We start from the raw sequence: 13,244 nt of genomic DNA on the forward strand, positions 1-13,244 counted from the left end.
TCAGAACCGGCTATTATATTAATTGTGATTTAAAATAACTATTAAAGTTTAATTTTCTTAATAGATATAATACACTAGAACGGTATGAAAAAGTATGTACAATGAATTTTGAATGTAAAGGAAGATTTTTATGTCAGTTATCGATAAATTGAAGCTTAACAAGTATACGAATATGGTTGTTATTAATGAACCAAGTGATTACGAAGTTTTTACAGGGAAAGAAACTGTATTTTCAAAAGAACACGATGCCATTTTTATTTTTGTAGAAACACTTGATGAAATGGTGAAACAAACGAATTATATTATTAGTAATGAAGAGTTACTAATTGAAAAAGGTTATATATTCTTCGCATATCCGAAAAAAGGCAATTCTCGCTACAGTACGTTTATTCACCGTGATGAGATGTTTCCAGCATTAAACGTTGGAGAAGATGGATATGTGGGAAAAAGCGATATTAAATTTGCGCGAATGGTAAGTATGGATGATGTTTTTACTGTTGTAGGTTTAAAGCGTGAGAAGAAAAAAGCTACGAAAACGCCTGCAATGAGCCAATGTGTAGCTGATTATGCAGATCGAATTCAAGATGTTGAAGTTTTATTAGCTAATCATCCAAATGAACTTAAGTTTTATCAAAGTTTAACACCTGGATACCAAAAAGATTGGGCACGTAATCTGTTTTCTGTAAAACAAGAAAAAACACGTGAAAAACGTCTTGAAAAAATGATTGAAATTCTTTCACAAGGCTATAAAACAATTGAATTATTTCGTAAAAAGAAAAAGTAAGACTAGGCAATTCACAATGATGCAACAATTAATTGCGTTTGGCATATTGAAAAAAGGATTCCTTTCAGTATACTAAAGTATGTTCTTATATTTAAATAATTAGCAAAAGAAAAAAGGTGTTTGAAATGAAATCGTATATTGTAGTTGGAGCTGGCATTTTAGGAGCGTCTACTGCCTATCATCTTGCTAAGGCTGGCGCGAACGTTACTATCGTGGATCGTCAACAAGTAGGTCAAGCAACGGATGCAGCAGCAGGTATTGTCTGTCCATGGCTTTCGCAACGTCGTAATAAAGCATGGTATAAAATTGTTAAAGGCGGTGCACGTTACTATTCTTCGTTAATTCAGCAATTAGAAGAAGACGGTGAAACGGATACAGGTTACAACCGTGTAGGTGCAATTAGTTTACATACTGATGAGAAAAAACTAGATCAAATGGAAGAGCGAGCTTATAAACGCCGTGAAGATGCACCAGAGATTGGTGAAATTACGCGTTTATCAGCTGAAGAAACGAAAAAATTATTCCCGGCATTATCAGAAGAATATAGTTCTGTTCATATTAGTGGTGCTGCACGAGTAAACGGAAGATTATTACGCAACGCATTAATAAGCGCTGCGAAAAAACATGGTGCAACTTTTATAAAAGGCGATGCAGTATTAGTCTGTGAAGGTAATCATATTAATGGAGTTAAAGTAAACGATGAAACAATTTTAGCAGAAAAGGTTATTGTAACTGCAGGTGCATGGGCGAACGAAATCTTGAACCCATTAGGAATTAATTTCTTAGTTACGTTCCAAAAAGGACAAATTGTTCATCTGCAAATGGAAAATACAGCAACAGAAAATATGCCAGTTGTTATGCCGCCAAATGATCAATACATTTTAACGTTTGACAATGGCCATGTCGTAATTGGTGCAACACATGAGAATGATACTGGTTTTGATCACCGTGTAACGGCTGGTGGTTTAAATGAAGTTTTCCAAAAAGCATTAACAGTTGCACCTGGATTAGAAAATACTACCATGCTTGAAACGAGAGTTGGATTCAGACCATTTACGCCAGGATTCTTACCTGTTATTGGCCCGCTTCCTAACTTTGAAGGCATTCTCGTTGCGAACGGATTAGGTGCTTCAGGTTTAACTGCAGGTCCATATTTAGGGTCAGAACTTGCTAAATTAGCGCTGGGACAATCAATTGAATTAGATTTAAATGATTATGATGTTGCTGGCGCAATTGAATAATATGGGGTACTGCTAACATTTAGAAAAAAACACGCTAAGCGAATTCGACAGGAAATAAGCGGTTTTTCCCTCCGTTAAGAGTAAGTCTGTATATGAAAAATAAAATTCTTTAAAAATAGAGGGCTGACACCATAAACCTGCATTATTAATGTAGAATTGTGATGTTTGCTCTTTATTTATATTTATTTAAAGCTTATTTTTGAGAGGAGGTTAAGCAATGAGAGCACCATATCAAGTATTAATATTCCCTTATATAAAAACTGACGATTCTATTCAATATGCCATTTTCAACCGAAGTGATTATGGTTATTGGCAAGGAATAGCTGGTGGTGGAGAAGACGGTGAGATTCCTATTGAATCAGCAAAACGGGAAGCGTTTGAAGAAGCTGGTATTACAAGAGAATGCCCATATATAAAATTAGATTCTGTGTCTTCACTACCAGTAGAGGATGTAGTTGGAGGATTCCTTTGGGGAGAAGATATTTATGTAATAAAAGAATTTTCTTTCGGAGTTAAAGTCCCTACAAAAAACATCTCATTATCTAAAGAACACTTCAATTATAAGTGGTTATGCTTTGAGGAAGCAGTAACGCTTTTGAAATGGGATAGCAACAAAACAGCATTATGGGAATTAAACAAAAGACTATTAAAATAATTAAAGTGTTAGCTAATAACGATATTAGTGGAACAAGAATTAAACAATTTAAAAAAGCCTTGCTACATATGGAGTGTAGCAAGGCTTTTATTTTTCGTAGCAATATTTATAGACATATGTAACACATCCCTTCTTGTTTTCACATAAACATTTTTTCTTTTATACAATAAAAGAAATTTAACAAGAATATATATACAGCATTACAAATCAATATTTTCCTGTTAAACCACCTGTTTTAAATAGAAATACGACTGATAAAACGATAACAACAGCCTTCAAACTCCCCCAATATGGATAAACAGTATGATCTGTTAAACTAGCATATTGAAAAATATTCTCTAAACCGAAAATTCCTATAATGACTGCCAAAAGAAATGCAGCTTTTCCTATATTCGTATTACGATAGAGGGTAAATAAGTATATTGCACATATAAGCGGTACGATGATTTGTAGTAAGATTGCCATAGATTGTCCCCCTAATTTATGTTTTATACTTATTATTATACTATAAATGTAATAATAAGGGATATAAGTTAATTGATGCTAAGTAGAAAACTGACTTGTCTATAGTTTTGATACTAATTGAACTACTCTAATCATATTCTTCTATATAAAAAAGAATACAAAGGGGTGTAAAGTTAATTGACAAAAGTTAAGGTTAGTTTACGACCCATTGTTCATAACATAAATTTACCCACTGTAATAAAAACAGTTATTCTTCCAGGCGAATCGACTGAAAGGCTATTTATCGCAACCCAATTAGGGGAGATTTTCTACATAGGAGACGGCGTCATAAAAACATTTTTAAATATTCGTCATCTGATAATTACATTAGGCACATCTGAAGAAGGTGTTTCTAGTAGTGGCTATGATGAGCGGGGATTGCTAGGACTTGCGTTTCATCCACAATTTTATCAAAACGGTTTATTTTATCTTCATTATTCAGTAGCTGGAACCCAAGGTCCAGGTGCGCTTTCTGAACAATTTAAACCGAATCCTTGTGACCCGAAAACTTTAAACTTAAAGTGGCTAAATAGAGATACTCAATATGATCATATTGATACAATTGAAGAATGGATTTTACAATCAAACGCTCAACCTCAAAAACGGAGAACATTACTTCATATAAAACGCCCATTTTTTAATCATAATGGAGTAAATACATTAAACTTTTCTCCAGAGACGGGGAAACTTGTTTTTACAAATGGTGATGGTGGCTCGGGTTATGATCCATTTAATTTAAGCCAAGATGATTTAGAAATAGCAGGTAAAATCATTGAAATCGATGTAAGCAAAAATATATTTATAAATAATCCTCCAGTAGTTACGCGCTTTAATGAACTTCCTCTATCTATACAAGAAACACTTACAGTAATTGTGAAAGGTGTTCGTAATATAACCGGCATTTCATTCCAAAGATTTTATAATCAATATATCAAATACGCCGGTAATGTCGGGCAAGATATTGTAGAGTCTATTTTTTCATTTGTCCAATATAAACCGATACCGGTTACTGAACTTGTTCAAATGCATGTAATGAGATTAACTCCCAATCAAGATGGATTTATTAATTTTGGTTGGAGAGGATGGGAAGGAGAATTACCTACTTCTTTTATAAGGCACTGTTCTGAGAATCCTAATTTGGATAAGAGAACAATGGCTTATTATAATGAAACAATAGAAACATCAGTGAAGCGAATTCAGCCACTAATTAGTTATTTTCATAAAGACCCCAGACCAGATAAGTTTGGAGGAACTTCAGTAACAGGAGTTCAGCCATATATGGGAACTGCAATCCCAAATTTAAATGGTAGCGTTGTGTTTACCGACCTTGCTAAGAAAGAAGATTCACGGCCGCCAGTTAAAGGTGTTTTAGCATATGTTAGGGCAGGTACAGACGGTAAACATACTGACTTTCATGTTATTGAAACCAATTATGATTTCGGTACGCAAGCAGCTTATTATATGAGTTTAGGAACAAATTCGGATCAAACCAGGTTATATTTAGGAGTTTATGGTTCTATGAAAGTAACTGACTTTAACAAAGGTACTATTTTTGAAATTGTTCCTTAATATGATATAAATTCTCTGATTCATTCTTTTTACAATTGTCTAATGTATAGTGATTGATTTCTAGAGGAGGATACAAATAAACAATAAGTGTATGAATAAAATAGAAAAGTGATGAATTAGGTATCTTTAGGGGGATTTTGATGAATCGGTTTGTACGTTATTGGTGTCAACTTATGATAGAGAATGATGCGAACTTTGTTCATAAAAGAAAATTGTCCCTAGCAAATAAGTTAGTCATTACAGCTTTAATGAGTGCTTTGGCCACTATGTTTCAAGCGGCGGGAAACTTAATTCCTGGTATAGGATTATTCATTAGTCCTTTTGCGACATTACCAATTTTTTTGGCTATTTGCTACTCTATTCGTGAGGGAGTACTTTCTTATATTCTTACTATTCTCCTATTATTTATTATTGAGCCAAGTGAACTAATTGTATTTCCCTTTACTACAGGCTTATTAGGTATAGCCTTAGGACTTTCCTTTATACAATTCAAGAGGAGAATTTGGGTAATTTCCTTTTCTGCGATTTGTCTACTTATAGGAATTATGATTGTTCTAGATATTTTCCGTTTTCCAGTACTTGGTCCTACTATTCATACAACTATGGATATAAAAATTATTTTATCAATATTTATACTGAGCTTTCTATACTGCTGGATCTATGCAGGGCTTTGTAGAATATTGTTGAATAGAGTATATAAAGTATGGTTCTAACAACTGCATAGAATGGAGATTTAAATCATGTATAACATTGAAATTAGAAGACCTAATTCGGATGATTTAGAGGAACTTCACTTGTTTTTCCATATAGTTATAACGAATGCATATAAAGACGAAGGATTATCACAATTATCGGATGACATAGAAAATGAAATTGACATGAAAAAGCAATATTTGAAAACAGATTTTGATAGTAATGGAGAAAAACGTTACTTTTTATTAGCAATTGATACAAATAACGATAAAATCATTGGAACAATTGAAATTGGTTCAGCAAGTACGTTGATTAATAGTTGTACAGGCGGTGTACTTAAGGATTTGTATGAAATAGGAACTGTATTTATACTTCCGGAGTATCAAAGAAAGGGTATAGGGAGTTTACTACTAAACACAATGTTTCTTACGCTACTTAGCAGGGGAATAACAGAATACTGTTTAGATAGTGGCTACAAAAAAGCGCAAAGTATATGGACGAAGAAGTTTGGAGAGCCTAGTTATGTACTGAAGGATTATTGGGGAGAATCAAGTGATCATATGATTTGGAAGAAGAGTTTACATGATACTCCTATAATATTTGAATTATAAAATGAAATATGCCTCTGAACGTAGCTTTTCTTACGTATGTATGCTATTATTTATCTTTATAATAAAAGAGGACGTGAATGAACTTGATTAAAATTAATATTCCTGAAGCTGATGTTTCAATTACTGAACGTAAACAAGTTATTAAAGGAGACGAGCCAATAATTACTCCAATTAATGGATTTATCGATTTCCACTTGTTCCCTAGAGATAAAGGCGGCATTTTTATGTTTTACAATATTAATGACGAACTTCTTTTCGTAGGTAAAGCTCGTAAAATTAGACAACGTATTAAGAAACATTTTGAAGACAATGTTTCACCAATTAAAAATCACCGCGATGAAGTGTACCGCATTGATGCATGTATCGTAGAAGATCCAACAGAAAGAGAAATTTACGAAACTTACATTATTAATGAATATAAAGCAAAATATAACGTTGATAAAGTATTCTATAAATAAGTAATAAAAAAACAATCCTAGCGCATATACTGGGATTGTTTTTTTATTTAAATTTAGTCCTCATATTTTTCTCCTTTTTTTAAATGATTAGCAACAATAAAACAGTATACACCTATACATATAAGTACAATTCCAACAGTTTTATGTTTTCCCTCAAAGAAAGGAATATCAGAAATAACATTTGTCATACATAACCCTATAAACACGAGGATAGGTCCTGCCCACAGTAGTACATTGCCGAATTTCGTATGTTGCCACATAGTAACCCTCCTTACCTCTTTTTACATATATATCCATAAAATAAAAGTAAATTCATAGAGAAATATAGTTTTTTTCATATCGAAAATTTAACCTTCATATATTGGTACAAGCAAACGAGAAAGGGGACCATCATGAATTGGTTAGAAGCTTTTATATTAGGGATCATACAAGGTTTAACAGAGTTTTTACCGATAAGTAGTACGGGTCATCTTTATTTAGGAAGGCATTTGTTTCAATTAGATGAAGCAGGATTGTTTTTAGATACGATGCTGCACATTGGAACTTTGCTTGCAGTGTTTATTTATTACAAAAAAGAATTTATATATTTAATTAAAAATCCATTTTCAAAACTAATGTTACTACTTATCGTCGGGACGATACCCGCAGTTGTAATCGGATTGTTATTTAAAGACTTTTTTGAGGATATTTCAAAAACAGGTATTACGATTGGTTGGGAGTTTTTAGTGACAGGATTCTTTCTCTACATGGCAGATAAACAAAAGAATGGTCGTAAGAAAATGGACGACATTACATATAAAGACGCATTTATCATCGGTTCATTTCAAGCGGCTGCTATTTTTCCGGCAATTTCTCGTTCTGGTATGACAATCGTCGCTGCATTATGGAGGAAATTAGACCGCGAAACTGCTGCTTACTTTTCTTTTTTATTATCAACTCCAGCCATTGTCGGAGCTATTATTTTGCAATTAGCAGATGTTTTTCAAGAGAAAGCAGAATCTATTTCTAGTACATCTTTAATTGTCGGAACGTTATCAGCAGCGTTTTTCGGTTATATAGCCGTTTCATGGATGATTCAATATTTAAAACGTCACTCCTTAAAAGTATTTGCGTATTACGTATGGGGATTAGGCATTTTAATTTTAACGTTGCAATTTACTCATGTGTTTTAATGTAGTAACTATTCGTTTAGATCCTGTTTCATTCATATAAGGCAGGGTCTTTTTTCATTAAGGGGGAAAATATGTTTAATAAGGCTATCGTTATTGGCGGGAGTATAGCAGGAAAACTCGCAGCAAAAGCATTATCCACTACCTTTAAAGAAGTAATCATTATAGAATCTGGTGAAAGATGGGATGGAAAGTCTTCGAGAAAAAGAGTCCCACAAAGTAATCATCCTCATGTGTTATTAAAAGGTGGAGAAAAAGCGATTGAGGAATTGTTTCCTAATATCACTAATGAATTAATCGAAGCAGGTAGTATCGTAAATAACTTTACTCGTGATATAAAATGGCATCAATTTGGTTTATGGAAACAGCAATTCATAGGAAAAGTACATATGATTCAACAAAGTAGGTTTTTGCTTGAATGGCATATTCAAAAACGAATTGATGATATTTCAAATGTTACCACTAAATTTGGAACATTAGTTGATGGGTTATTAGTAGATGGAAAGTTTAACAAAGTATGTGGAGTAAAAGCTAAATGTTTAGAGGCGGGCACACAAGAAGAAATTCAAGCAGATATTGTTGTTGATGCAAGCGGATTTGGTTCAAAAAGTATAGCGTGGTTACGTGAATACAATATTGAAGTGCAAGAAGAGAAAGTGCGCATTGATTTGTTTTACACAACTAGAATGTTTAAACTCAATGAAAATGAGAAATTAGACTGCTGTAATATGCTAATGTCTCCAAGCTTCCCTGACAATCCGTATGGTGTTCTTATTCAAACGATTGAGGATAATCGCTATTTTGTTACTTTCAGCGGATATGCAAATGAGAAAGCACCGCAAACAGATGATGAGTTTTATGATTTTGCTGAAAACCTATCAATTTCTAATGTGACAGATTTTCTAAATAAAGCTGAGGCAATTTCAAATATCAAAACGTACAAAATTCCTTATCAAGTACGTCGGCGATTTGATTTAGTTAATCATTTACCAGAAGGGTTGTTAGTAGTTGGGGATGCACATTGTCGTTTTGACCCTGTTTTCGGGCAAGGTGTTTCAGTTGCTGCTATGGAAGCTCACCAATTGCAGTTACTTTTACAAAGGAGACAAAAGTTTGATAAAGCATTTACACAGCAATTTTATAAAAAGACCTCTAATATTATACAAACTCCTTGGGAAATGACTATAACGGAAATATCACGTCATCCGCAGCTAAAAAGAGAATTAACGATAAAGCAAAAAATTCAGCTTTGGTATACGAAACAACTCTATCAACTATCTGCAAGTGACTCTGACGTTTATATTCGATTAGTAAGAGTGATGAATTTAATTCGTAGTCCATTTCACCTATTTCATCCGAAAGTGCTACTTGCTGTTTTACTGAAGCGAAAGAAATAGCAGGAGATGAATCGATTAAAAAAGAATATATAACAGTTAGTAGATATAGAGGGAGTAATCGAGATGAAAATATACATAGAACAATTAAAGAAACACGATGCGAAGGATTTATTTACGTTTGAACTTACGAATAAGTCTTTTTTTGAAACAATGGTGCCAAATCGTGGCTCACAATATTACGATTTTGAATATTTTCAAAAACTACTAGACGATTTATTATTAGAACAGGCGGATGGAGATTCTTATTTTTATTTAATTCGTAATGAAGAAAAAGAAATTGTAGGACGAATAAATTTAGTAGATATAGATACGGAATTTCGAAGCAGTTCGTTAGGCTATCGAGTCGGAGAAAAGTTTACTAAAAAAGGAGTTGCAACAGCAGCTGTAAAATTAGTTTTGGACGTAGCGCAAAATAATAAAATTAATGAGATTCATGCTAAAACAACTACTAATAATCTCGCATCACAAAGTGTATTAGAAAAAAGCGGGTTTTCTTCTTATCAAGACGAAGCAGATATAAATTCTGTAGAATTAAACGGGGAACATGTGAAGTTTGTGCATTATATATGGAGAAATACTTCGCGCTTATAATAAGGGGGACTTATACATGAATGATTTACGTTATCCAATTGGGCAATTTACATACAAACGTCCTATAACTGAAGAAATGATTGATACATGGATTCAAGAAATTGAAGATTTACCTAATGAACTAGCAAAAGCAATTAAAGATTTAGATCAGAAGCAGTTAGACACACCGTATCGAGTTGGTGGATGGACGGTTCGTCAAGTAGTTCATCACGTTGTTGATAGCCATATGAATAGCTACATACGCTTTAAATTAGCACTAACAGAAAAGAATCCTACTATTAAACCATATAAAGAAGAGAAGTGGGCAGAACTACCTGATTCTAAATTACCAGTAGATGTTTCACTAGTAATGTTAGATTCATTACATAAAAGATGGGTTAACCTTTTATATTCTCTAGAAATTGAAGATCTAGAAAAGACATTTAATCACCCTGAAACTGGTGAAACAAAACTTGCTGCTGCAATTGGACTATATGCATGGCACGGACGTCATCATACAGCTCATATAAATTCATTAAGAAAGCGACTAAATTGGTAACATGGATATTACATTAGAGAAGGCAACAGAAATTGATGCAGCAGTTTTATTTCAAATGCAAATAGACTCATTTCGCCCTTTATTAAATAAATATAAAGACTATGAAACAAATCCAGCAAATGAATCTATTGAAAAAACTATTTTAAGGATAAATAATCCGAGTAACAACTTTTATAAGATGATAATTGATTCGAAACTTGTTGGAGCGATTTGTATATCCCAAAAAGAAAGACCTTATAAATTTTGGATCAGTCCAATGTTTATTCATCCAAACTATCAAGGGAAAGGAATCGCTCAAAAGGTACTTATTTTAATTGAAAAGATGTTTCCAAAAGCACGGAGCTTTGAACTTGCTACGATTTTAGAAGAAGAAAGAAATTGTTTTCTATACGAAAAGATGGGGTATAAAAGAACAGAAGTAATAAAGAAATTAAATGATACAACTACACTTATTTATTACAAAAAAGAAAGGTAAAGCATTTGAAATACGCTTTACCTTTTTATGTTATCTTAGATTAAATATACAAAAACAATGCATATTCTTCCAAAATACTCGGGTTAGTAATTTTGATGATGAATAAACATACGGAAAGGCGTTATTTCGTCGTATATGTTACTAACGCTTTTTGAATGCTTAAAACACTATCGTCACCTTTAAATTCCTTCGTAATTGGCGTACTCAAACTAGATACCCAAATTTTAAGCTCAGCATCTAAATCAAAATGCCCAGCTGTTTCAATGCTAAATTGTGTAATACTTTTATAAGGAATAGAATGATACTCTGTTTTTTTACCTGATATCCCTTGTTTATCTACTAAAATAAGACGACGATTTGTAAATACGATTAAATCACGAATTAATTTATAAGCGTGTTCAACTTTCTCATCGTCTAACATAATCTTCTCTAAATCACGTTCTACACTTTCTGTACTCGCATTTGATGCATTTCCTAAAATACCGCTAAATAAACCCATAGGAAATTCCTCCTCCATTATTTGTGGATTTTGTTACTTATATTGTACCATGCTACTCGCTATGAAGTTATGATATTACATTAGTAGTTTCTGGCTATTGTTGCAATTCATTTATATAATCTCATCTTAATATCTTATGCTAATATGTAAGTAAGAAAAAAGAAGCAGAGGGATATAGTATGAAAAATATCGGTTTAGTATTAGAGGGCGGAGGAATGAAAGGTCTATATACTGCAGGAGTACTCGAATATTTTATGGAAAAGAACTTATTCTTTCCGTATGTAGTTGGCGTATCCGCTGGTGCATGTATGGGCGCAACTTATTTATCACGTCAAAAAGGAAGGAATAAAAAAGTAAATACAGAGCTAGTGTCAGATCACCGATATATATCTTATCGAAATTTGATTCGAAAACGTGAATTATTCGGGATGGACTTTTTATTTGATGAAGTCCCTAATAAAATTGTTCCATTTGATTTTCAAACTTTCTTAAACTCAAGTGAACAATTTGTCATAGGAACGACTGATTGTGATTCAGGAAAAGCAGTTTATTACAATAAAACAGAACATGGAAATGATATTTTAAAAATCATTCGCGCATCAAGTTCTGTCCCATTTATAGCGCCTGCTGTAGAATATGATAATCGAAAATTGTTAGATGGAGGGATTATAGATCCTATACCGGTTCTAAAAGCACAAACTGATGGTTATCAAAAGAACGTCGTGATTATGACAAAGCCAGAAGGATATGAGAAACAGCGAAATAAATTTTCTGGTCTGGCTAAAATTTTATATAGGAAATATCCGAATATCGCAGAGTCTTTAGTAGAACATTATCGTTTCTATAATGAGACGATATCTTATATGAATCATATAGAACAAAAAGACAACTTTTATGTCATTCAGCCTAGCGTACAGCTTCCTATAAGCGGAATAGAAAGAAATAAAGAAAAACTCGTTAATTTATATAATCTTGGTTATACAGATGCTCAATATCATTATGAAAAATTATTAAGTTGGATAGAGAAATAAAGGGGTGGAAAGTTGAAGTTAGGAAAACGAATTATTTTTAAGGAATTGCAGAAAATGCATAGTCCACTGTACAAACCATTTCCGAATTGTGACATTCGAAAAGTACGAAAAGATTTTAATAATATGTTTACAGAAGATGATTGTATAAGCGCTGATTTAAATTGTTATTGGATGCATACAGCAGGTACTTTAAGTTACGTACTTAATAACAACGAAAAGGAGATTGTGTTTGATCAAATAAAGTGGCTAAGGAAATCATTTTATGAATGGTTTCCACAATATCGTTTTATAGAAACAGAAATTGTGAAGTATCCCATTTTATATAGAGATTTCATGAATTATGAGAAGGCCCGAAAACTATTACTATATTATCTTACTGAATAAAAATAAAAACGTACAAATTATGCTACTTGTACTTTTTTTGTTCATAAAAAATACAATTTTAATACCTTGTTTAAATAGGGATTCTAATACGAAGAAAGAAGTACATATAGAATGATGTAAGGGAGGGAGAGATGTTTAGTGGCCGTTTTCCTTTAATTCATTGTCCAACTCGAATATAGTTAGTTAACTGTGTTAAAATATTTCGAGTGAAATCAAGTACTTATTTTATCAAACATTAAACAAAATAAGTTAGAAGGGACAACATTAACATGGAAAACGTATCAAATATAGATAAATTGGAATCAATAAAATCTTTACAATCGACAATTCGTAAACTTGAAAATGCACTATCACAGATGACTGAAAAAGGTGCAAATACTATATTAGTGAAAAAACGACTTAATGCTGTTTGTGTAGGGTTAGCAGTGCTAGAAAACGTGTGGAATCAAGAAAGCCACCAGTATAGTCAAGAAGAGTTAGCAGAAGCTCGTCATGTACTTGCTGGTTTGCTTCCATCAATTGAGAGAGCCTATGATAAGTCTAAAGTTGGTAGTCCGCAAAGAACACTTTTAACAAGACGGATCAAAGCGTTGGAACTTTCTATTCAGGCAATTGATAAACTTACCTAATAAAAAGAAAGAACCA

General features: G+C 32.8%; 17 protein-coding genes and 1 pseudogene. 15 read left to right on the plus strand and 3 right to left on the minus strand.

Annotation, left to right across the window (positions count from 1 at the left end; translation table 11 throughout):
- The first annotated feature begins 130 nt into the window (after window positions 1-130).
- The 3 genes from DN392_RS15905 to DN392_RS15915 all read left to right on the plus strand — a co-directional run bounded on the left by DN392_RS15905 (window position 131) and on the right by DN392_RS15915 (window position 2,680).
- Window positions 131-784 (plus strand): YdeI/OmpD-associated family protein, encoded by a 654-nt coding sequence (locus tag DN392_RS15905; RefSeq protein WP_064472966.1) that lies wholly within the window; start codon window positions 131-133, stop codon window positions 782-784.
- A 125-nt stretch (window positions 785-909) separates the two neighbouring features.
- Entirely contained in the window at window positions 910-2,025 is a 1,116-nt protein-coding gene (locus DN392_RS15910) for an NAD(P)/FAD-dependent oxidoreductase (RefSeq protein ID WP_088321640.1), read from the plus strand.
- A 217-nt stretch (window positions 2,026-2,242) separates the two neighbouring features.
- Complete coding sequence (locus DN392_RS15915; protein WP_088321641.1) at window positions 2,243-2,680, plus strand: NUDIX hydrolase; 438 nt, start codon at window positions 2,243-2,245, stop codon at window positions 2,678-2,680.
- A 207-nt stretch (window positions 2,681-2,887) separates the two neighbouring features.
- On the opposite strand, the gene DN392_RS15920 is transcribed toward DN392_RS15915, so the two are convergent.
- Complete coding sequence (locus DN392_RS15920; RefSeq protein WP_000996284.1) at window positions 2,888-3,145, minus strand: hypothetical protein; 258 nt, start codon at window positions 3,143-3,145, stop codon at window positions 2,888-2,890.
- A 177-nt stretch (window positions 3,146-3,322) separates the two neighbouring features.
- On the opposite strand from DN392_RS15920, the gene DN392_RS15925 reads away from it, so the two are divergent.
- From DN392_RS15925 to DN392_RS15940, 4 genes are all read left to right on the plus strand, one after another.
- Entirely contained in the window at window positions 3,323-4,753 is a 1,431-nt protein-coding gene (locus DN392_RS15925) for a PQQ-dependent sugar dehydrogenase (protein ID WP_000169985.1), read from the plus strand.
- A 140-nt stretch (window positions 4,754-4,893) separates the two neighbouring features.
- Window positions 4,894-5,466, plus strand: a complete 573-nt coding sequence (locus tag DN392_RS15930; RefSeq protein ID WP_016087641.1) for a YybS family protein — start codon at window positions 4,894-4,896, stop codon at window positions 5,464-5,466.
- A gap of 27 nt (window positions 5,467-5,493) precedes the next feature.
- Window positions 5,494-6,057, plus strand: coding sequence for a GNAT family N-acetyltransferase (locus DN392_RS15935; RefSeq protein ID WP_064449419.1), 564 nt, complete (start codon window positions 5,494-5,496; stop codon window positions 6,055-6,057).
- A 77-nt stretch (window positions 6,058-6,134) separates the two neighbouring features.
- Window positions 6,135-6,515, plus strand: a complete 381-nt coding sequence (locus tag DN392_RS15940) for a nucleotide excision repair endonuclease (RefSeq protein ID WP_001048941.1) — start codon at window positions 6,135-6,137, stop codon at window positions 6,513-6,515.
- A gap of 53 nt (window positions 6,516-6,568) precedes the next feature.
- On the opposite strand, the gene DN392_RS15945 is transcribed toward DN392_RS15940, so the two are convergent.
- The gene (locus DN392_RS15945) at window positions 6,569-6,775 is read right to left on the minus strand and encodes a hypothetical protein (protein WP_064057172.1); all 207 of its coding nucleotides are present in this window, start codon (window positions 6,773-6,775) and stop codon (window positions 6,569-6,571) included.
- Window positions 6,776-6,907: 132 nt separating this feature from the next.
- Between DN392_RS15945 and DN392_RS15950 the strand changes: the two genes are divergently transcribed.
- The 5 genes and pseudogenes from DN392_RS15950 to DN392_RS15970 form a co-directional block, all read left to right on the plus strand.
- Window positions 6,908-7,687 carry an undecaprenyl-diphosphate phosphatase gene (locus tag DN392_RS15950; RefSeq protein ID WP_046954050.1) on the plus strand — a complete coding sequence of 260 codons (780 nt, stop codon included), beginning with the start codon at window positions 6,908-6,910 and terminating at the stop codon, window positions 7,685-7,687.
- Between the two features lie 71 nt (window positions 7,688-7,758).
- Window positions 7,759-9,081, plus strand: coding sequence for an FAD-dependent oxidoreductase (locus DN392_RS15955; protein ID WP_064449418.1), 1,323 nt, complete (start codon window positions 7,759-7,761; stop codon window positions 9,079-9,081).
- Between the two features lie 63 nt (window positions 9,082-9,144).
- Complete coding sequence (locus tag DN392_RS15960; RefSeq protein WP_000708339.1) at window positions 9,145-9,672, plus strand: GNAT family N-acetyltransferase; 528 nt, start codon at window positions 9,145-9,147, stop codon at window positions 9,670-9,672.
- A gap of 16 nt (window positions 9,673-9,688) precedes the next feature.
- A complete protein-coding gene (locus tag DN392_RS15965; protein WP_000999065.1) occupies window positions 9,689-10,210 on the plus strand; it encodes a YfiT family bacillithiol transferase in 522 nt (173 codons plus the stop codon).
- A gap of 1 nt (window position 10,211) precedes the next feature.
- A pseudogene (locus DN392_RS15970) lies at window positions 10,212-10,685 on the plus strand (GNAT family N-acetyltransferase); the annotation flags it as partial.
- A 121-nt stretch (window positions 10,686-10,806) separates the two neighbouring features.
- Here the strand turns inward: DN392_RS15970 and DN392_RS15975 are convergent.
- Entirely contained in the window at window positions 10,807-11,184 is a 378-nt protein-coding gene (locus tag DN392_RS15975) for a PH domain-containing protein (RefSeq protein WP_000522465.1), read from the minus strand.
- Window positions 11,185-11,363: 179 nt separating this feature from the next.
- On the opposite strand from DN392_RS15975, the gene DN392_RS15980 reads away from it, so the two are divergent.
- The 3 genes from DN392_RS15980 (at window position 11,364) to DN392_RS15990 (ending at window position 13,228) form a co-directional block, all read left to right on the plus strand.
- Window positions 11,364-12,215: a patatin-like phospholipase family protein gene (locus DN392_RS15980; RefSeq protein ID WP_064449416.1), complete on the plus strand. Its 852-nt coding sequence runs from the start codon at window positions 11,364-11,366 to the stop codon at window positions 12,213-12,215.
- Window positions 12,216-12,227: 12 nt separating this feature from the next.
- Window positions 12,228-12,599: a YxiJ-like family protein gene (locus DN392_RS15985; RefSeq protein WP_064057175.1), complete on the plus strand. Its 372-nt coding sequence runs from the start codon at window positions 12,228-12,230 to the stop codon at window positions 12,597-12,599.
- A gap of 269 nt (window positions 12,600-12,868) precedes the next feature.
- Window positions 12,869-13,228, plus strand: a complete 360-nt coding sequence (locus DN392_RS15990; protein WP_000432662.1) for a hypothetical protein — start codon at window positions 12,869-12,871, stop codon at window positions 13,226-13,228.
- Window positions 13,229-13,244 lie beyond the last annotated feature (16 nt).

Source organism: Bacillus sp. BB51/4 (genome assembly GCF_008368845.1).
GTDB classification, from domain to species: domain Bacteria; phylum Bacillota; class Bacilli; order Bacillales; family Bacillaceae_G; genus Bacillus_A; species Bacillus_A wiedmannii.

Bases quoted from the DNA above. Each gene is read 5' to 3' on its own strand.
- DN392_RS15905 (WP_064472966.1), top strand. From the start codon at position 131: ATGTCAGTTATCGATAAATTGAAGCTTAACAAGTATACGAATATGGTT.
- DN392_RS15930 (WP_016087641.1), top strand. From the start codon at position 4,894: ATGAATCGGTTTGTACGTTATTGGTGTCAACTTATGATAGAGAATGAT.
- DN392_RS15955 (WP_064449418.1), top strand. From the start codon at position 7,759: ATGTTTAATAAGGCTATCGTTATTGGCGGGAGTATAGCAGGAAAACTC.
- DN392_RS15960 (WP_000708339.1), top strand. From the start codon at position 9,145: ATGAAAATATACATAGAACAATTAAAGAAACACGATGCGAAGGATTTA.
- DN392_RS15935 (WP_064449419.1), top strand. From the start codon at position 5,494: ATGTATAACATTGAAATTAGAAGACCTAATTCGGATGATTTAGAGGAA.
- DN392_RS15950 (WP_046954050.1), top strand. From the start codon at position 6,908: ATGAATTGGTTAGAAGCTTTTATATTAGGGATCATACAAGGTTTAACA.
- DN392_RS15990 (WP_000432662.1), top strand. From the start codon at position 12,869: ATGGAAAACGTATCAAATATAGATAAATTGGAATCAATAAAATCTTTA.
- DN392_RS15945 (WP_064057172.1), bottom strand. From the start codon at position 6,775: ATGTGGCAACATACGAAATTCGGCAATGTACTACTGTGGGCAGGACCT.
- DN392_RS15975 (WP_000522465.1), bottom strand. From the start codon at position 11,184: ATGGGTTTATTTAGCGGTATTTTAGGAAATGCATCAAATGCGAGTACA.
- DN392_RS15920 (WP_000996284.1), bottom strand. From the start codon at position 3,145: ATGGCAATCTTACTACAAATCATCGTACCGCTTATATGTGCAATATAC.
- DN392_RS15980 (WP_064449416.1), top strand. From the start codon at position 11,364: ATGAAAAATATCGGTTTAGTATTAGAGGGCGGAGGAATGAAAGGTCTA.
- DN392_RS15940 (WP_001048941.1), top strand. From the start codon at position 6,135: ATGAACTTGATTAAAATTAATATTCCTGAAGCTGATGTTTCAATTACT.
- DN392_RS15910 (WP_088321640.1), top strand. From the start codon at position 910: ATGAAATCGTATATTGTAGTTGGAGCTGGCATTTTAGGAGCGTCTACT.
- DN392_RS15965 (WP_000999065.1), top strand. From the start codon at position 9,689: ATGAATGATTTACGTTATCCAATTGGGCAATTTACATACAAACGTCCT.
- DN392_RS15915 (WP_088321641.1), top strand. From the start codon at position 2,243: ATGAGAGCACCATATCAAGTATTAATATTCCCTTATATAAAAACTGAC.